This is a genomic window from Klenkia terrae, assembly GCF_037083865.1.
Classification (GTDB): domain Bacteria; phylum Actinomycetota; class Actinomycetes; order Mycobacteriales; family Geodermatophilaceae; genus Klenkia; species Klenkia terrae.
Window position 1 is genome coordinate 249,768 of sequence record NZ_JBAPLV010000001.1, and the last position, 17,949, is coordinate 267,716.

Genomic DNA, 17,949 nt, shown 5'->3' on the forward strand with positions numbered 1-17,949 from the left:
CGATAACCCCTGGAACAACCCGGGGGCGCTCCCCGCTGCACCCCCGAGATGCCCGCGACCCCTGGAGGTGGCATGACCCGGCCCGAGACCGCCCTGCAGACCTCACCCGGTCTGCCCACCGAGGTGCGGCTGGCGCTCACCCAGATCGCGGCCGCGCCCGGCGCCTGGTGCCCGGCGCTGGCCGCCGACGGGGAGCGGGTCGCCTACGTGGCCGACCGGTCCGGCCGCCCGCGGCTGGAGGTCGCCACGCTGGACCAGCGGACGCCGCCCGCGGTGGTCTCCGGCCCCGAGCAGGAGGTCGTCTCGGTCGCCTGGTCGCCCGACGGCGAGTGGCTGGCCTACCTGGTCAGCCCGGGCGGCTCGATCTGCGCCGAGCTGTGGGTGGTCCGCCCGGACGGCACCGACCGCCGGCTGGTCGCCGGCGAGGACCCGCGGTGCACCGTGTTCGCCGGTGGCTGGACCGCCCGACCGGGCCACTACGCGTGCACGATCGCCGACGGCCCGGGCGCCGACGTCGTCCTGGTGGACGTCGTCTCCGGCGCGCGCCGGACGCTGGCCACCGGGGGGTTCCTGGCCGTGACCGCGGTGGCCGCCGACGAGTCCCGGCTGCTGGCCCGGCGGGGCCCGCGCGGGTGGCGGCACGTGGTGCTCGTCGACGTGGCGACCGGTGAGCAGCAGCGGGTGATCCCGGCCGACGACCCCGGCGGCCGGCAGAGCGAGGACGGCCGCTTCGGCCCGGACGGGCGGTCGGTCTACCTGCGGGCCGCGCAGCCCGGCCCGGCGGGGGAGGACCGCACCGCGCTGGTCGTCGTCCCGCTGTCGGAGGCCGGCGAGCCCGGTCCGGCGCGGGTCCTCGTCCGCCGCCGGGACGCCGACCTGGACGGCTACGCGGTGCGGGCCGACGGCACCGTGCTGTGCGTCTGGAACGCCGAGGGCAGCACCGAGCTCGACGTCCGGCGGGTGGACGACGGCGAGGTCGTCGCCCGCGTGCCGCTGCCGCAGCCGGTCATGCCGGGCTGGTCGCTGGCCGCCGACGGCCGGTCGCTGGTCGCCGAGCTGACCGGCCCGGGCGCCCCGCGCAGCCTGCACACCGTGGACCTGGCGGCCGGGGCCGTCGTCCGGCTGCCGAGCTCGCCGCGGCTGCCCGACCACGACCTGCTGGTCACCCCGGTCCGCCACCACTACCGGGCCACCGACGGGCTGGAGCTGGACGGCTGGCTCTACACCCCGCCGGGCCTGCCCGGGCCGCACCGCACGGTGGTCAGCTTCCACGGCGGACCGGAGGGCCAGGAGCGGCCGGCCTGGTCGCCGGTCGCCCAGGCGCTCGTCGCCGCCGGCTTCGCGGTCTTCGCGCCCAACGTGCGCGGGTCCGGCGGCCGCGGGACGGCGTTCATGGGCCTGGACGACGTCGACGCGCGGGAGGCGTCCTTCACCGACGTCGCCGACACCGTCGCGCACCTGGTCGACGCCGGCATCGCGCTGCCCGGCCGGGTCGGGGCGCACGGCTGGTCCTACGGCGGCTACCTGACCATGGTCGCGCTGACCCGGTGGCCCGACCTGTTCGCCGCCGGCGCCTCGCTGGCCGGCATGAGCGACCTGCGCAGCTTCTTCGCCGGTACCGAGCCGTGGATGGCCGCCGCATCGGTGACCGAGTACGGCGATCCGGTCACCGACCGCGAGATGTTGGCCACGATCAGTCCGATGACGGCATTGAACCGCTTGCGCTCACCGGTCCTGCTGGCGCACGGTGACCGGGACACCAACGTCCCCGTCGCGGAGTCCGTCCAGGCCCACCAGGCGTGTGCGGCCCTCGGCAAGCCGGCGGAGCTGCTCCTGCTCCCCGGCGAGGGCCACACCGTCGTGGGCCGGGAGAACCTGGTGACGCTGACCGAGGCGATCGCGGAGTGGTTCGACCGCTGGCTGTGAGGTGCAGGTGACCGGCACGACGGGCTTGTTCGAGCACTACCGCTCGCCGACGGTGGACGAGGCGGTGGACGACGCCGGCGCGGTGCGGTCGGGCTACGGCCCCGTCGTCCCCGCCCTGGAGGAGCTCGGCGGGGTCGGCCTGGCCGCCGCGGTGGGGGAGATGGGCCGCGAGCGCCGGGCCCGCGGCGTCGTGTTCGGCACCTTCGTCGACGGCGAGCTGGTCGAGCACCCGTTCCCGCTGGACCCGCTGCCCCGCCTGGTGCCGGCGGCCGAGTGGGCGCAGCTGGCCCGAGGGGTCGAGCAGCGCACCCGCGCGCTCAACGCCTTCCTCGCCGACGCCTACCGCCCGGCCGGTCGCCGGCGCGGGGACGCCGGCGCCGACCGGCCCGAGGCCGTGCGGGCCGGGGTGCTGCCCGAGTGGCTGGTGACCCGCAGCCCCGGCTACCGGCCCGGCGCGGCGTCGCTGGCCGGCCCCGGCCAGGCGCGGGTGGCGGTGGCCGGGATGGACCTGCTGCGTGCCGCCGACGGGTGGGTCGTGCTGGAGGACAACCTGCGGGTGCCCTCGGGCCTGGGCTACGCCATCGTCAACCGCGACAGCGCCCGCGCCGCCCTGCCGGGCCTGTTCGACGGCGTGCCCGGGCTGGCCGAGCCGCACGACGCGGTGGCCGTGCTGCGGGCCGCGCTGGCCGACGCGGCGCCGCCGGCCTGCGCGGGGACGCCCCGGCTGGCCCTGCTGACCGACGGCCCGGTGAACACCGCCTGGTTCGAGCACCGGCTGCTGGCCGAGGCCATGGGCATCCCGATCGCCACCCCGGACACGCTGTGGGCCCGCGCCGACGGCGGGGTCGAGGTGGCCGTGGACGGCGATCGGGTGCCGGTCGACGTGCTGTACCGGCGCTTCGACGAGGACGACCTGGCCGCGCACCTCAACCCGGTCGGCACCCCGCTGGACGTGCTGCTGGGCGAGGCGGTGCGGGCCGGGCGGCTCGCGCTGGCCAACGTGCCGGGCAACGGCGTCGCCGACGACAAGGCCACCTACTGCCACGTGCCGGCGATGATCCGGTTCTACCTGGGCGAGGAGCCCGTGCTGGACGCCGTCCCGACCTGGGTGCTGGCCGACGAGGCCGACTACGCCGCCGTGCGGGACCGCCTGGGCGAGCTGGTGGTGAAGCCGGTGGACGGCTACGGCGGGCAGGGCGTGGTCTTCGGCCCCACCTGCTCGGCCGCCGAGCTCGCCGAGCTGCAGGCGGAGGTGGCCGCGACACCGCACCGGTTCGTGGCGCAGGAGCCGGTCGACTTCTCCACGGTGCCGACCCTGGTCGACGGCGTGGTGCAGCCGCGGCGGGCCGACCTGCGGGTGTTCGCCGTCGCCGGCGCGGTGACCCGGGCGGTGCCGGCGCCGCTGACCCGGGTGGCGCTGGAGGAGGGCTCGCTGCTGGTCAACTCCAGCCGCGGCGGCGGCAGCAAGGACACCTGGCTGCTGCCGTGAGCGCCGGTGGAGTCGCAGCGCACCGGGAACCGTGGCGCTGCCACTCCGCTAGAGCTGGCCGACGACGTGGTCGATGCAGGCGGTCAGCGCGGTGACGTCGTCGGGGTCGACGGCGGGGAACATGCCCACCCGCAGCTGGTTGCGGCCCAGCTTGCGGTAGGGCTCGGTGTCCACGACGCCGTGGGCCCGCAGCGCCTTGGCGATGGCCGCGGCGTCGACGGACTCGGCGAAGTCGACCGTGCCCACGACGTAGGACCGGTGCGCCGGGTCGGTCACGAACGGGGTGGCGTACTCGCTCTTCTCGGCCCAGTCGTACAGCCGGGACGACGAGTCGCGGGTGCGGGCGACGGCACCGGACAGCCCGCCCAGGCCGTTGAGCCAGTCGAGCTGGTCGGCCAGCAGGAACAGCGTGGCCACCGCCGGGGTGTTGTACGTCTGGTCCTTGCTGGAGTTGTCCACCGCGATGGACAGGTCGAGGAACCCGGGGATCCAGCGGTCGGAGGCCTTGATCTCGGCCACCCGCTCCAGGGCCTTCGGGCTCATCAGCGCGAGCCAGATGCCGCCGTCGGCCGCGAAGCACTTCTGCGGCGCGAAGTAGTAGACGTCGGTCTCCAGCACGTCGACGGGCAGCCCACCGGCACCCGACGTGGCGTCGACCAGCACGAGGGCGTCCTCGTCGGCGCCCTCGGGACGGCGCACCGGCGCCATGGCACCGGTCGAGGTCTCGTTGTGCGCCCAGCCGTAGGCGTCCACCCCGGCCACGGCCTCGGGCAGCGCGACCGAGCCCGGCGCCGCCTTGGTGATCACCGGGTCGGCCAGGAACGGCGCGTCGGCGACCCCGGAGGCGAACTTCGCGGAGAACTCGCCGTAGGTGCCGAAGGCCGCGCGGTCGCGGACCAGCCCGATCGCGGCGGCGTCCCAGAACGCGGTGGTGCCGCCGTTGCCGAGCACCACCTGGTAGCCCTCGGGCAGGTCGAACAGCTGGGACAGGCCCTCACGGACCCGCCCCACCAGGTTCTTGACCGGTGCCTGCCGGTGCGAGGTGCCCATGAGCGCAGCACCTTCGGCGGCGAGCGCGGCCATGGCCTCGGGGCGGACCTTGGACGGGCCGCAGCCGAAGCGGCCGTCGGCGGGGAGCAGCTCGGCGGGGATCTGGATCGTCATGCAGGGGTCCTCGGGGGAGTGGGGAGTGGACGACGGCCCGGTCGCAGGGTCTGCGCCGGGCCGTCGGTCGTGCGGTGTGCGGCTCGCTCAGGCGGGCGCGGACTCGCTGATCTCCTTGGTCTGCACCGTCTCCCAGCCCTCGACGGCGTCGGGCTTGCGGGGGTCGGGGCCGACGTAGCGGGCCGACGGGCGGACGAGCCGGCCGGTCTGCTTCTGCTCCAGGATGTGCGCGCTCCAGCCCGCGGTGCGGGCGCAGGTGAACATCGAGGTGAACATGTGGCTGGGCACCTCGGCGAAGTCCAGGACGATCGCGGCCCAGAACTCGACGTTGGTCTCGACCGGCCGGTCCGGACGGCGCTCGCGGAGCTCCTTGAGCGCAGCGTTCTCCAGGGCGAGCGCGGCGTCGAAGCGGGGCGCGCCGAGCTCCTTGGCGGCGCGGCGCAGCGTGCGGGCGCGGGGGTCCTCGGCGCGGTAGACCCGGTGGCCGAAGCCCATCAACCGCTCCTTGCGGTCGAGCAGGTCCTTGACGTACTTCTCCGCGTCGCCGGTGCCCTCGACCTCGTCGAGCATGTGCAGCACCCGGGACGGCGCACCGCCGTGCAGCGGGCCGCTCATCGCGCCGATCGCGCCGGACATCGCCGCCGCCACGTCGGCGCCGGTGGAGGCGATGACCCGGGCGGTGAAGGTGGAGGCGTTCATGCCGTGCTCGGCGGCCGAGGTCCAGTAGGCGTCGACCGCGGCGACGTGCCTGGGGTCGGGCTCGCCGCGCCAGCGCACCATGAAGCGCTCGACGATGGTCGAGGCCTCGTCGACGCGCCGCTGCGGCACGGCCGGGACCCCGATGCCGCGGGCGGACTGCGCCACGTAGGACAGCGCCATGACCGCGGCGCGGGCCAGCTCGTCGCGGGCCTCCTCGTCGGTGATGTCCAGCAGCGGGCGGTAGCCCCAGATCGGGGTCAGCATCGCCAGCGCCGCCTGGACGTCGACCCGGACGTCGCCGGTGTGCACCGGGATCGGGAAGGGCTCGGCGGGCGGGAGGCCCTGGCCGAAGCGACCGTCGACCAGCAGGCCGAAGACGTCGCCGAACGTCACCTTGCCGACGAGGTCCTCGATGTCGACGCCGCGGTAGCGGAGGGAACCGCCGTCCTTGTCCGGCTCGGCGATGGTGGTCTCGAAGGCGATGACGCCTTCCAGGCCGGGTACGAAGTCGTCCGCCATCCTGCATGCTCCTCTGCGCGCGGGACCCGTGCGCCACTGGGCGCACGACTGGCCACAACCTAGGGGAACCCCCCGACCTGGTCGCACCCGGACCGCCCGCCCAGTGGGAGCTGCGACCGGCGTCACACCTGGTCGTGGACTGGTTGCAGGGTGGGAGCATGGGCCGGTGCCCGACCTGACGACGATGCGCCGCGACTACGACGAGGGCAGCTTCTCCGAGGACACGCTCGCCGAGACCTGGCTGGCCCAGTTCCAGCGGTGGTTCGACGACGCCGTGGCCGCCGAGCTGCCCGAGCCCAACGCGATGGTGCTGGCCACGGCCGCGCCCGACGGCGCACCGGATGCCCGGGTGGTGCTGCTCAAGGGGCTGTCGGCGGACGGCTTCGTGTTCGTCACCAACGGTGGCTCGGCCAAGGGCGCGCAGCTCGCCGCCGACGACCGGGTCGCGCTGGTCTTCCCCTGGCACGCCCTGCAGCGCCAGGTGCGGGTGACCGGGACGGCGACCCGGCTGGACGACGCCGGCTCCGACGCGCTGTGGGACCCCCGCCCCCGCGGTGCCCAGCTGGCCGCGGCGGCCACCGTGCAGTCCTCGGTCGTGGCCTCCCGCGAGGAGCTGGTGGCCGCCTTCCGCGAGCTCGGTGACCGGACAGAGGGGAAGCTGCCCCGCCCGGCCGACTGGGGCGGCTACCGCGTGCACCCGCGCACGGTGGAGTTCTGGCAGGGCGGCCACGACCGGCTGCACGACCGGCTGCGGTTCACCCGGACCGACGCCGGCTGGACCGTCGAGCGACTGGCCCCATGAAGGACCCTGCTGCCCCCCAGGACTCGCAAGCTCGCCCCGGGCCCCTGCAGCAGGGCCGTTCCAGCGGGCGGCGGGGCCGGGGCTTCGCGATCGACACCACGCCGCTGCGGAACCCGGCCTACCGGCGGCTGTTCGGCGGCATCACCGTCACCATGCTCGGTCAGCAGATGACGCTGGTCGCCGTCCCGTTCCAGGTCTACGCGATGACCGGGTCCTCGCTGCTGGTCGGCGTGACGTCGGTGGTCGCGCTGGTCCCGCTGGTGGTCTTCGGCCTGCTCGGCGGGGCGATCGCCGACGCGATGGACCGGCGCCGGCTGATGCTCATCACCTCGATCGGCGCGGCCGTGACCAGCGCGCTGCTGGCGGTGCAGGCCGGCCTCGGGATGGAGTCCCTCGCCGTCCTGTGGGTGCTCACCGCGCTGGTGTCGGCCTTCGCCGCGGTCAACCAGCCCACCCGCAGCGCCGCGATCCCGGCCATCGTCGGGGCGGAGCTGGTGCCCGCCGCCAACGCGCTGGCGATGACCGTCCGCCAGGTAGGGGTCATCGTCGGACCGCTGCTGGCCGGGGTGCTGATCGGCCAGGGCGAGCTGTTCCTGACCTACGTCGTGGACGCGGTCGGCTTCGCCGTCGCCGTCCTGCTGGTCCGCGGGCTCCCGCCGCTGCCGGTGGCCGGGGCGGCGGCGAAGCTGCGGCTGGGCGCGGCCGTGCGCGGGGTGGGCGAGGGCTTCACCTTCCTGCGGACCCAGCCGGTGCTGCTGATGACCTTCGTCGTGGACATCATCGCGATGCTCTTCGCCTGGCCGCAGGCGGTCTTCCCGCAGCTGGCCGCCACCGAGTTCAGCGGCGACGCCAACAGCCTGGGCTGGCTCTACGCCGGCATCTCGATCGGCTCGCTGGTCATGGGGCTGACGTCGGGCTGGGTCTCGCGCGTGGACCGGCAGGGCGCGGTGGTGCTGGTCGCGATCGCGGTGTGGGGCGTGGCGATCATCGGGTTCGGCTTCGCCGGCTCGCTGTGGTTCGCCGTCCTGTGCCTGGCCGTCGCCGGCGCCGGGGACATGGTCAGCGCGGTGCTGCGCTCGTCGATGCTGCAGCTGGCCGCCCCCGACGACATGCGCGGGCGGATGCAGGGCGTGTTCATCGTGGTCGTGGCCGGCGGGCCGCGGCTGGGTGACCTGCGGTCCGGCGCGCTGGCGAGCGCGTTCGGCGTCTCGGTGGCGATGTGGACCGGCGGGGTGGTCATCGTGGTGGCGATGGCGGTCGTCGCGGTCGCCGTCCCCTCGTTCTGGCTGTTCCGGGCCTCCCGCGAGGCGCGTACGTCCTGACCGACCGGGGCACAGGGGGTGCATGGCCCTCACCAAGATCCTCGTGCTCGTGCTGGCCGGCGGCGCCGGCGGCCGCCTCGAACTGCTCACCGAGCGGCGGGCCAAGCCGGCGGTCCCGTTCGCGGGGGTCTACCGGCTGATCGACTTCCCGCTGTCGAACTGCCAGCACTCGGGGATCGCCGACGTCCGGGTGGCCGTGCAGTTCCACCCGACGTCGCTGGCCGACCACCTGGCCAACGGCCGGCCCTGGGACCTGGACCGCACCACCGGCGGGCTCATGACGCTGCCGCCGTTCCGCGGCACCGACCGCGGCGGCTGGGCGACCGGGACGGCGGACGTGCTCTGGCGGCAGGCCGACCTGGTCCGCGAGGCGGCCCCGGACGCGCTGGTCGTGGTGAGCGCGGACGCGGTCTACAAGCTGGACTACCGGGAGGTCGTCGAGGAGCACCGGCAGTCCGGCGCCGAGGTCACGATGGTGACCACCGAGGTCGCCGCGGACGACGCCGCCCGCTACGGGATCGTGCAGGTCGACGGCGACCGGGTGACCGACTACGCCTACAAGCCCGACGAGCCGGCCACCACCACGGCCACCAACGAGGTCTTCGTGTTCACCCCCGGCGCCACGCTGGACCGGCTCGAGGCGCTGGCCGCCGACGCCGGGGAGGACGGCCTGGCCGACCTCGGCGACGCGCTGCTGCCGGCGCAGACCGCCGACGGGCTGGCCCGGGCGCACCGGTTCGCCGGCTACTGGCGCGACGTGGGCACCGTGCCGGCCTACTGGCAGGCGCACATGGACTTCCTCGCCGCCGACCCGCCGATCGACCTGGACGACACCGCCTGGCCGGTGCACACCCGCGGCGGCCGGCACTCCGCGGCCCGCCTGCTGCCGGGTGCTGCGGTCGAGTCCTCGCTGGTGTCCGGGGGCACCCGGGTGGCCGGGACGGTGCGCGGCTCCGTGCTCTCCCCGGGCGTCGTCGTCGAGGAGGGGGCCACGGTGACCGACTCGGTGCTGCTGCCCGGTGCCCGGGTGCGGGCCGGTGCGCGGGTGCACCGGGCCGTGCTGGACGACGGCGTGGACGTCGGCCGGGACGCCGTGGTCGGCGGGGACGGCTCGGCCGACGGCGACATCGCGCTGGTCGGCCGGGCGGCGCGGCTGGAGGCCGGTGCGGTGGTGCCGGCCGGTGGGCGGTTGCCGGAGCCCGAGCGGAACTGATCCGGGGGCGTCCGCAGCCGGTGCAGGTCGCCGAGCGTTCACCGGGTGGTCATCCGCAGCACAGCTCGCCGGCCCGTGACCTGCGGAAGTGTGGGGTGACGACCGCGCCGGACCAGGACGGGGACCACCATGACGCACGAGCACCAGCACGACGGGCACAGCCACAGCCACCCGCACGACCACGACCACGAGCACCCGGTGACCGACACCGGTGCCGCGGTCGACCTGCAGATCCCCGACGCGGAGCTGTCGCCCGGCGAGCTGGGACGCCGGTCGTTCCTCCGCCGGGCTGGTCTGCTCGGCGTCGGCGCCGCGGCGGCCGCGGGCATGGGTGCCCTCGGTGGCCTCGGCACGGGCACGGCCCAGGCGCGTCGGCCGGGCGGCGCGGGCCCCGGCGCCCCGGCGTCGCTGATGTGGCTGGCCGGCGACCACCACATCCACACGCAGTACAGCCCCGATGCCCAGTACCTGGTCTCCCAGCAGGTCGGGCAGGGGGCGCGGTACGGGCTGGACTGGATGGTCATCACCGACCACGGCGGGGCTGCCCACCAGAAGTTCGACGTGGAGGTCACCCACGCCGACGTCGTCGCGGCGCGGGCGCAGAACGCCCGGACGCTGGTGTTCCAGGGCGTGGAGTGGAACATCCCCGCCGCCGAGCACGGCACCGTCTTCGTCGCGCCCGGGGACGGCGACGTGGCCCTGCTCAAGGAGTTCGAGGGCAGCTACGACGGATCGGTCAAGGGCGCCACGGCCTCGAACGCCGCCAACGAGGCCCTGGCCCGCGACGGGCTGGCGTTCCTGGGCACCGCCGTGCAGCAGGGTCGGGTCGCCGACGCGCTGATGCTGGCCAACCACCCCGCACGCAAGGGCCTGGACAGCCCGCACGAGATCCGCGGCTGGCGGGACACCGCCCCCACGATCGCGGTGGGCATGGAGGGCGCACCGGGTCACCAGGCCGCCGCCATCCCCGGCCCCGGCCACGCGACCAACGGCCGGGGCTACTACGACAGCTCACCGTCGGCCGACAGCTTCGCCGCGTACCCGCGGGAGTCCTACCTGACCTACGGCGGGTTCGACTGGATGACGGCGACGGTGGGCGGGCTCTGGGACTCCCTGCTGGCCGAGGGGAAGCCGTGGTGGATCACCGCCAACTCCGACTCGCACCAGGTCTACCAGGACACCTTCGCCCCCGGCCCCGGCGTCCACGCCACCACGGGCAGCCGTGGCGCCCCGGTCGACACCGGTGCCCCGATCCCCTCCTACGGCGACTTCTGGCCCGGCTACTACAGCCGCACCGTCGTCGGGGCGACCGACTTCTCCTACGGCGCCGTCATGGCCGGCATCCGGGCGGGCCGGATGTACGTGGTGCACGGCGGGCTGATCGGCGGGCTGTCCGCCCAGGTGACCGGAGGTGGGGCCGCCCCGGCCACCCTCGGCGGGACGACCATGGTCAACGGCGGCAACGACGTCGAGCTGCAGGTCGACGTCCAGCTGGCCCGGCGGCCCAACCAGCACGGCGACGTGCCCCGCCTGCGCAAGGTCGACGTGGTCGTCGGCAGCATCACCGGCGCGGTGGGGGACCAGGACTCCTTCCTCGCCCCGGACACCACGGTGACGGCCAGCTACGAGGTGCCGGCGAACGCCAGCGGCACCTTCACCATCCGGCACCGCTTCGGCCGGCGCAGGCGTCCGTTCTATGTGCGGCTGCGCGGCAGCGACGGCAACCGGACGGCGCCCGGGCTGCTCGGTGCCGCGGTCGACCCCGCGGGTCCGGCGGTCGACGCGCTGGGCAACGCCGACCCGTGGACCGACCTGTGGTTCTACACGAACCCGATCTTCGTGCTGCCCCGGTGACCCTGCACCACCTCGGCCTGGACGCGGGCCAGCGGGAGCGCGCCGACCTGGAGCACCTGCTGGCCCGCGCCGGCCACCTCGTGGTCGCGGCGGGCCAGGTGGTCCGGCTGGCCGGCACGCACGTGGTGGGCACGGACGAGCGGCACTGGGCGGGCGCCCTGGAGCTGGTGGGTGACCGCCCGGACGCCGGGCTCGTCGACCGGCTGGCGGCGCAGCTCCCGGCGTCGGTCGTCCTGCTGCCGGGCGGGGCCGACGGCGGCGCCCGGGAGGCCGCTACCCAGTTGCGGGACCGCTCCGCCGGTCGGCTGGTGCAGTTCCCGGGCCAGGACCGGCTGGTGGGCACCGTGCCCGCCGACGACGTCCCCCGGCTGTCCGCCGTCGAGCAGGTGGTCGGTCTGGCCGGCACCGCCACCGTGGGCGCAGCACTGCAGACCAGGGGCTTCGTCCGGCCCGAGCTGAGCGGGGGGCGGATCGTGCTCCTCGTGCGCCCGTTCGTCGAGGACGGCACGGTCGCGCCGTTCGAGACCGAGCACCCGACCCCGTGCTGCGCCGCCCACGACCCGCGCCCGGTCCCGGGGACGGCCCCCGTCGGGGGGTGAGACGGGGGCGTACCGGTCATCGCCTACGGTCGGGGCCAGGCCACCCCCGAGCGAGGAGCTGACGTGCTGGAGTTCGACGGGCTGCACAAGGCCTACGGCGGGAACCGGGTGCTGCAGGGGGTCGGGTTCACCGTCGCGCCCGGCCAGATGTGCGGGTTCTGCGGGTCCAACGGCGCCGGAAAGACCACGACGATGCGGATCGCGATGGGCCTGGCCCGGGCCGACGCCGGGCAGGTGCGCTGGCGCGGGCAGCCGCTGGACGAGGCCAGCCGGCAGCGGATCGGCTACATGCCCGAGGAGCGCGGGCTGTACCCGAAGATGAAGGTCGCCCAGCAGCTCGCCTACTTCGCCCGGCTGCACGGGCTGACCGCCGCCGACGCCGCCGCGGCCGCCGAGCACTGGACCGAGCGGCTGGGTCTGGGTGACCGCCGCGACGAGCGGGTGGAGAAGCTGTCGCTGGGCAACCAGCAGCGGGTGCAGCTCGCCGCGGCCCTGGTCGGCCGGCCCGAGGTGCTGATCCTGGACGAGCCGTTCTCCGGCCTGGACCCGGTCGGCGTCGACTCCCTCGCCGAGGCGCTGCTCGAGCAGTGCCGCAACGGGGTGCCCGTGGTGTTCTCCAGCCACCAGCTCGACCTGGTCGAGCGGCTCTGCGACGCCGTCGGCATCCTCGCCCGTGGCACCATCGTGGCCAGCGGCACGGTCCCCGAGCTGCGCGCCGCCGAGGGTGGCCGCCAGCTGCGGGTCGTCGCCCCCGACGCCCCGCACGGCTGGGCCGGTGCCCTCCCCGGGGTCCGGGTGGTGAGCGAGCAGCGCGGGGACACCCTGCTCGAGCTGGGCCCGGGCACCGATGACCAGGCCGTGCTGGCCGCCGCCCTGCGGACCGGCCGGGTCACCCACTTCGGCTGGCGGGAACCCACGCTCGTCGAGCTGTTCCGCGAGGCCGTCGCGGCGCCGGCGGTGGCGGCGTGACCGGCATCGCGAGTCCCAGCACGGCGGCCCGGATCCGGCTGGTCGCGGGCCGGGAGATCACCACCCGCGCCCGGGACAAGGGCTTCCTGATCAGCTCGGCGGTCATCGTGCTGCTGGTGCTCGGGGTCATGGTCTTCCAGCTGCTCGCCGGCGGGTCGGGGTCCTCGACCACCATCGGCACCGTCGACGGCGGCCCGCAGGTCGAGCAGGCCTTGGTCCGCTCCGGCGAGCAGGTCGGCACCGACGTCACCGTCACCGAGTTCGCCGACGTCGCCGCCGCGCGGCAGGCGGTCGCCGACGGCGACGTGGACGCCGTCCTGGTCGGCGGTGCCGGCGACGACCCGCAGGTCGTCGTGGAGTCCAGCCGCGACGACGCCGCCTCCGGGATAGCCGGGACGGCGGTCGGCGCGCTGTCGGTCGCCCGCCAGCTCGGCGAGCAGGGCGTGCAGCTGACCCCGCCGCCGGCCATCTCCTACGACGTGCTGGACCCCGCCACCGAGGGCAACGGCCAGCAGGTCGTCGTCGCGCTGCTCGGGGTCGTCGTCCTCTACGCCCTCTACATCCTCTTCGGGCAGTTCGTCGCCCAGGGCGTGGTGGAGGAGAAGTCCTCCCGGGTGGTCGAGCTGCTGCTGGCGACGATGAAGCCGTGGCAGCTGCTGGCCGGCAAGATGCTCGGGCTCGGGGTGCTGGGGCTGATCCAGATCGTGCTGATCGCGGTGATCGGGGTGACCGGCGCGCTGGCGCTGGACGTCGTCGACCTGCCCGGCCAGCTCATCGGCACCGTGCTGACCGTCATCGCCTGGTTCGTCCTCGGCTACGCCCTCTACGCCTCGATCTTCGCCGCGGCCGCCTCCCTGGTCAGCCGGCAGGAGGACCTGGGCAGCGTCCTCACGCCCACCACCCTGCTGCTGGTCGTCGGGTTCATCGTGTCGATCCAGGCCGCCCAGGACCCCGGCTCGACGGTGGCCACGGTGACCTCGTTCATCCCGGGCATGTCGCCGCTGGTGATGCCGGTGCGGATCGCCGCCGGGGAGGCCGCGGGCTGGGAGATCGCCATCTCGGTGGCGCTCATGCTGGTCGCGATCGCGCTCGTCGTCCGGATCGGCGGCCGGGTGTACGCCGGGGCGCTGCTGCGCACCGGCAGCAAGGTCAAGCTCCGCGAGGCCCTGCGCGCCGAGCGCGCCTGAGCGCCTGCGCCCGCCTCTGCTGCCCCTCGCGCCGAGGCAAGGGATCCCTTCCGCAACGTTTCTCGCTGATCCGTTGCGCAAGGGCTCCCGTGCTTCGGCGCAGCGAGGGCCCGAGCACATCCGGGCGCTGAGTGCCAGTGGTTCCGGGCATCTGTGGACGGCGGTGCGTCGTCCACAGGGACGGCGGCGGGGACGGTGATACCCCCGGCAGGGTGCGGGCGTGCCCGGGAAGAAGGACCTCCTCACCGCCGTCGCCGCCCACGGCGGCATCGCCACTCGGCAGCAGCTGCTGCAGGCCGTCGACGCCGCGACGCTGGACGCCGGGACCCGTCTGCGATGGGTCACGCGCGTCCATCCGCACACCTATGTGCCGGCCTCGGCGACGGTGACCGATCTGGTCCGGGCGCGCGCGGCGCTCCGGTACGCGGTCCGCGGGGCCGCGGTGAGCCACCTGAGTGCGTTGTCCTGGTACGCCGGGGAGGCGATGGACGGCGTCGTCCACATCACCGTGGATCACGGACGCCGGCTCGCCGGGAGTCCGGCCTTGCGGGTCCACCGCCGGGTGGGCTTCCGAGCCGAGGCGCCCCACTGCCGTTCGGTGCGAGGGTTGCTGGTGACCGAACCCGCCCGCACGGTCGTCGACTCGTGGCCATTGCTCCCGGCGCGCGACCGACGGCCGGCCGCGATCGACGTCGTCCGGCGGGGCACCACGACAGCTGCGGAGCTGGCAGCCGCTCTGGCGACGCGGTCCAACGTGGCCGGGCACGTCGAGCTCCGCCGCACGATCGCGCTCATCGCGGACGGCGTTCGCAGTGAGCTCGAGGCGCTCGGGGTGCTGGGCGTGTTCCAGCACCCCGATCTCCCGACGAGCCAGGGACAGCGACGGGTGGAGGTCGCCGGTCGGCGCTTCTACCTGGATCGGTGCTGGTCCGAGGCCGGACTCGTCGTGGAGCTGGACGGCAAGGCGCACCACACGTCTCCCGAGGACCGCCGGGCCGACCTCGAGCGGGATCGGTTGCTCGCCTCTGCCGGGTGGCTGGTGCTGCGGTTCACCTACGCCGACGTCGTGCGGGACCCGGCAGGGGTCCGGGCCCAGGTGCTGGCCGTCTACCGCGCGCGCCTCGGCCGCTGCGCGATCGCCTGACCTGTCCCGGGCCGGGGCAAGGGAGCCCCTCCCGAATGCAATCGGCCCATGCGTTGTGCAAGGGCTCCCTTGCCAGGACGGGCGGCGGTGATGGGCGAGCCCCGGTGGGCGGTTGGGGGTCCCCGGGGCGGGGGTAGCGCAGCCGCATGAGCATGCAGCTGGGCTACACGATGATGACCGAGCAGGCGGGTCCCAAGGACCTCGTCTCGCACGTGGTCGGGGCCGAGGAGGTCGGGTTCGACTTCGCGGTCAGCAGCGACCACTTCTTCCCGTGGCTGGACTCGATGGGCCACGCGCCCAACGCCTGGGTCACCCTCGGCGCGGCCGCGCAGGCCACCAGCCGGATCGACCTGATGACCTACGTGACCTGCCCGACCTTCCGGTACCGGCCGGCCGTCGTCGCCCAGCAGGCGGCGACGCTGCAGATCCTGGCCGACGGGCGCTTCACCCTCGGGCTGGGCTCGGGGGAGAACCTCAACGAGCACGTCGCCGGCGAGGGCTGGCCGGCGGTCTCGGTCCGGCAGGAGATGTTCGCCGAGGCGGTGCAGCTGATCAAGGAGCTGCTCGCCGGCGACGGCTACACCACCTTCCACGGTGACTACTTCGAGGCCGACGGCGCCAAGATCTGGGACCTGCCCGAGGGCGGCGTCCCGATCGGCATCGCGGTCTCCGGGCCCAGCAGCTGCGAGCTGGCCGGTGAGTACGCCGACGTCATGATCGGCACGGAGCCCAAGCCGGAGCTCGGCGAGATGTTCGACGCCGCCGGTGGCGCCGGGAAGAACCGGGTCGGCCAGATGCCGATCAGCTACGGCACCGACAAGGCTGCCGCGGTCACCCGCGCGCACGACCTGTTCCGCTGGTTCGGCCTGGGCTGGAAGGTCAACGCCGACCTGCCCGGGACGGCGGGCTTCGAGGCGGCCAGCCAGTTCGTCCGCGCGGAGGACGTCGAGGGCTCCATCCCGTGCGGGGACGACGTGGACGCCGTCATCGAGGCCGCGAAGGCCTACGCCGACGCCGGCTTCACCCACCTGGCGCTGGTCCAGATCGGCGGCGACCAGCAGCAGCCCTACCTGGAGTGGACTCAGCGCGAGCTCATGCCCGCCTGGCGTGCCGCCTTCGGGTCCTGAGACCCATCCCGACACCGGAGACGACATGACCCTGATCGACCCCCGCAGCAAGCACACCTCCGACATCCCCGGCCTGCAGGTGGAGCACCCGGGCACGACGGCGGAGCTCACCCCCGCGCCCGACCACGGCGAGGAGTCCTACCGCGGCTCCGGCCGGCTCGAGGGACGCCGGGCGCTGATCACCGGCGCCGACTCCGGCATCGGCCGCGCCGTGGCCCTGGCCTACGCCCGGGAGGGCGCCGACGTGGCGATCTCCTACCTGTCCGAGGACGCCGACGCGGAGGAGACCGCGCGGCTGGTCCGCGAGGCCGGCCGGACGGCGGTGCTGCTGCCCGGCGACATCTCGGACGAGGCCGTCGCCAAGGGCCTGGTCGCCCAGACCGTCGAGGGCCTGGGCGGGCTGGACCTGCTGGTGCACAACGCCGCGTTCCAGAACGTCGTCACCGACGTCCTGGAGTTCTCCACCGAGGAGATCGACCGGACCTTCCGCACCAACGTCTACGCGTTCTTCTGGCTGCTGCAGGCCGCCAAGCCCGAGCTGGCCCCCGGCTCGTCGGTGATCGTGACCAGCTCGGTGCAGGCGTTCACGCCGTCGCCCAACCTGGCCGCCTACGCCGCGACCAAGGCCGCGCTGGTCAACCTCACCAAGTCGATGGCCGACGAGTTCGCGCAGGTCGGCGTGCGGGTCAACTGCGTCGCGCCCGGACCGGTGTGGACACCGCTGATCCCGGCGACGATGCCCGAGGACCAGGTGCAGGGGTTCGGCGAGCAGGCCCTGCTGGGCCGGGCCGCGCAGCCCGCCGAGCTGGCCGGTGCGTTCGTGTACCTGGCCAGCGAGGACGCCAGCTTCACCAGCGGCGAGGTCATCGGCGTGACAGGCGGCTCGCCCATCAACTGACGGGTGTCGGCGAAGGAACCTCTGCACCCCACTTCGGGCCGAGAAGGGGGTGCAGAGGTTCCTTCGCCGTGCTGGGGCGAGGTCAGGGCTGGCGGAGGGCGTCGACCGGGCCGCGGTAGGTGCCCGCGGGGCGTCCGGTCACGCCCGGGCGGACGGCGAACAGGCGGCCGGCGTCGGGCTCGGCGGCGCGGGCGGCGTCGTCCAGGTCCTGGGTGGACGTGCTGATCACCAGCAGGTCGCGGCCCGGGCCGGTGAACGCGCAGCTCGAGGTGTTGCGGGCCGGCACCCGGACCTCGGCCACCAGCTCGCCGGCGGGGGAGTAGCGGCGCACCCGGCCGGCCCCCCACAGGGCGACCCAGACGTGGTCCTCGTCGTCCATGGTCAGCCCGTCGGCCGGGCCGGCGTCGGAGCTGAGGTCCAGGAACACCCGGTCGGCGCCGAACGCCCCGGTGGCCACGTCGTAGTCGTAGGCCCGCACCGTCGACGTGCCCGAGTCGGCCAGGTAGACGGTGCGTCCGTCGGCGGTCCACTCGATCCCGTTGCTGATCGTCAGCCCGGTCAGCACGGTGTGCACCGAGCCGTCTAGGTCCACCCGGTACAGCGACCCGGCGCCGGGGGATCCGTCGAAGGCCATGGTGCCGCCGAACAACCGGCCCGCGGGGTCGACGGCCCCGTCGTTCATCCGGGTGCCGGCGGCCGGTCCCTCGCCGTCCAGCGCGACCAGCACGGTGGCCCGCCCGGTCGGGTCCAGGTGGGTGAAGCCGCCGTCGGCGCCGAGCAGCCACCCGCCGTCGGACGCCGGGACGACGAAGCCCACCGTCTCCCCGCCGGTGTGCACCGCCACCTCGGCCACCTCGCCGCCGGCGGACACCGTCGCGCGGCGCACCTGACCGGCGTCGATGTCCACCCAGAGCAGCTCCTGGCGGGCGGCGTCCCAGGTCGGTCCCTCCCCGTGGATGGCGGGCGGGACGCTCCGGACGGGGGTCGCGGTGGGTGTCTGCACCCCGTGATCCTCCCCGGGACACGAGCCCGTCACA

15 protein-coding genes are annotated in these 17,949 nt (G+C 74.8%); 12 read left to right on the plus strand and 3 right to left on the minus strand.

The window, feature by feature from the left end; genetic code table 11:
• Positions 1-72 precede the first annotated feature (72 nt).
• Together UXQ13_RS01250 and UXQ13_RS01255 are read left to right on the plus strand one after the other, a co-directional pair.
• Positions 73-1,926 (plus strand): S9 family peptidase, encoded by a 1,854-nt coding sequence (locus UXQ13_RS01250; RefSeq protein ID WP_336391661.1) that lies wholly within the window; start codon positions 73-75, stop codon positions 1,924-1,926.
• A 7-nt stretch (positions 1,927-1,933) separates the two neighbouring features.
• On the plus strand, positions 1,934-3,415 hold the full coding sequence (locus tag UXQ13_RS01255; protein ID WP_336391662.1) for a circularly permuted type 2 ATP-grasp protein: 1,482 nt from the start codon (positions 1,934-1,936) through the stop codon (positions 3,413-3,415).
• Between the two features lie 48 nt (positions 3,416-3,463).
• Here the strand turns inward: UXQ13_RS01255 and serC are convergent, their stop codons facing one another.
• Together serC and UXQ13_RS01265 are read right to left on the minus strand one after the other, a co-directional pair.
• Positions 3,464-4,579, minus strand: a complete 1,116-nt coding sequence (gene serC, locus UXQ13_RS01260) for a phosphoserine transaminase (RefSeq protein WP_336391663.1) — start codon at positions 4,577-4,579, stop codon at positions 3,464-3,466.
• A gap of 87 nt (positions 4,580-4,666) precedes the next feature.
• Entirely contained in the window at positions 4,667-5,797 is a 1,131-nt protein-coding gene (locus tag UXQ13_RS01265) for a citrate synthase 2 (RefSeq protein WP_225234515.1), read from the minus strand.
• 166 nt (positions 5,798-5,963) lie between these two features.
• Here UXQ13_RS01265 and pdxH point away from each other — a divergent pair, with 166 nt between their 5' ends.
• The 10 genes from pdxH (at position 5,964) to UXQ13_RS01315 (ending at position 16,912) form a co-directional block, all read left to right on the plus strand.
• Positions 5,964-6,599, plus strand: a complete 636-nt coding sequence (gene pdxH, locus UXQ13_RS01270; RefSeq protein WP_336391664.1) for a pyridoxamine 5'-phosphate oxidase — start codon at positions 5,964-5,966, stop codon at positions 6,597-6,599.
• A complete protein-coding gene (locus tag UXQ13_RS01275) occupies positions 6,596-7,921 on the plus strand; it encodes an MFS transporter (RefSeq protein WP_336391665.1) in 1,326 nt (441 codons plus the stop codon). The genes pdxH and UXQ13_RS01275 overlap by 4 nt, the downstream gene beginning before the upstream one ends.
• A gap of 22 nt (positions 7,922-7,943) precedes the next feature.
• The gene (locus UXQ13_RS01280; RefSeq protein WP_336391666.1) at positions 7,944-9,134 is read left to right on the plus strand and encodes a glucose-1-phosphate adenylyltransferase family protein; all 1,191 of its coding nucleotides are present in this window, start codon (positions 7,944-7,946) and stop codon (positions 9,132-9,134) included.
• 129 nt (positions 9,135-9,263) lie between these two features.
• On the plus strand, positions 9,264-10,988 hold the full coding sequence (locus UXQ13_RS01285; protein WP_336391667.1) for a PHP domain-containing protein: 1,725 nt from the start codon (positions 9,264-9,266) through the stop codon (positions 10,986-10,988).
• Positions 10,985-11,587 (plus strand): hypothetical protein, encoded by a 603-nt coding sequence (locus UXQ13_RS01290; RefSeq protein ID WP_336391668.1) that lies wholly within the window; start codon positions 10,985-10,987, stop codon positions 11,585-11,587. Before UXQ13_RS01285 ends, UXQ13_RS01290 begins: the two co-directional genes overlap by 4 nt.
• 63 nt (positions 11,588-11,650) lie before the next feature.
• Positions 11,651-12,556 (plus strand): ABC transporter ATP-binding protein, encoded by a 906-nt coding sequence (locus UXQ13_RS01295; RefSeq protein ID WP_336391669.1) that lies wholly within the window; start codon positions 11,651-11,653, stop codon positions 12,554-12,556.
• On the plus strand, positions 12,553-13,743 hold the full coding sequence (locus UXQ13_RS01300; protein ID WP_336391670.1) for an ABC transporter permease: 1,191 nt from the start codon (positions 12,553-12,555) through the stop codon (positions 13,741-13,743). The genes UXQ13_RS01295 and UXQ13_RS01300 overlap by 4 nt, the downstream gene beginning before the upstream one ends.
• Before the next feature lie 220 nt (positions 13,744-13,963).
• Positions 13,964-14,887, plus strand: a complete 924-nt coding sequence (locus UXQ13_RS01305; protein ID WP_336391671.1) for a DUF559 domain-containing protein — start codon at positions 13,964-13,966, stop codon at positions 14,885-14,887.
• Positions 14,888-15,033: 146 nt separating this feature from the next.
• On the plus strand, positions 15,034-16,014 hold the full coding sequence (locus UXQ13_RS01310; protein WP_336391672.1) for a TIGR03557 family F420-dependent LLM class oxidoreductase: 981 nt from the start codon (positions 15,034-15,036) through the stop codon (positions 16,012-16,014).
• Between the two features lie 25 nt (positions 16,015-16,039).
• Positions 16,040-16,912: an SDR family oxidoreductase gene (locus UXQ13_RS01315; RefSeq protein ID WP_336391673.1), complete on the plus strand. Its 873-nt coding sequence runs from the start codon at positions 16,040-16,042 to the stop codon at positions 16,910-16,912.
• A gap of 82 nt (positions 16,913-16,994) precedes the next feature.
• Here the strand turns inward: UXQ13_RS01315 and UXQ13_RS01320 are convergent, their stop codons facing one another.
• Entirely contained in the window at positions 16,995-17,915 is a 921-nt protein-coding gene (locus tag UXQ13_RS01320; protein ID WP_336391674.1) for an SMP-30/gluconolactonase/LRE family protein, read from the minus strand.
• Positions 17,916-17,949: the final 34 nt, after the last annotated feature.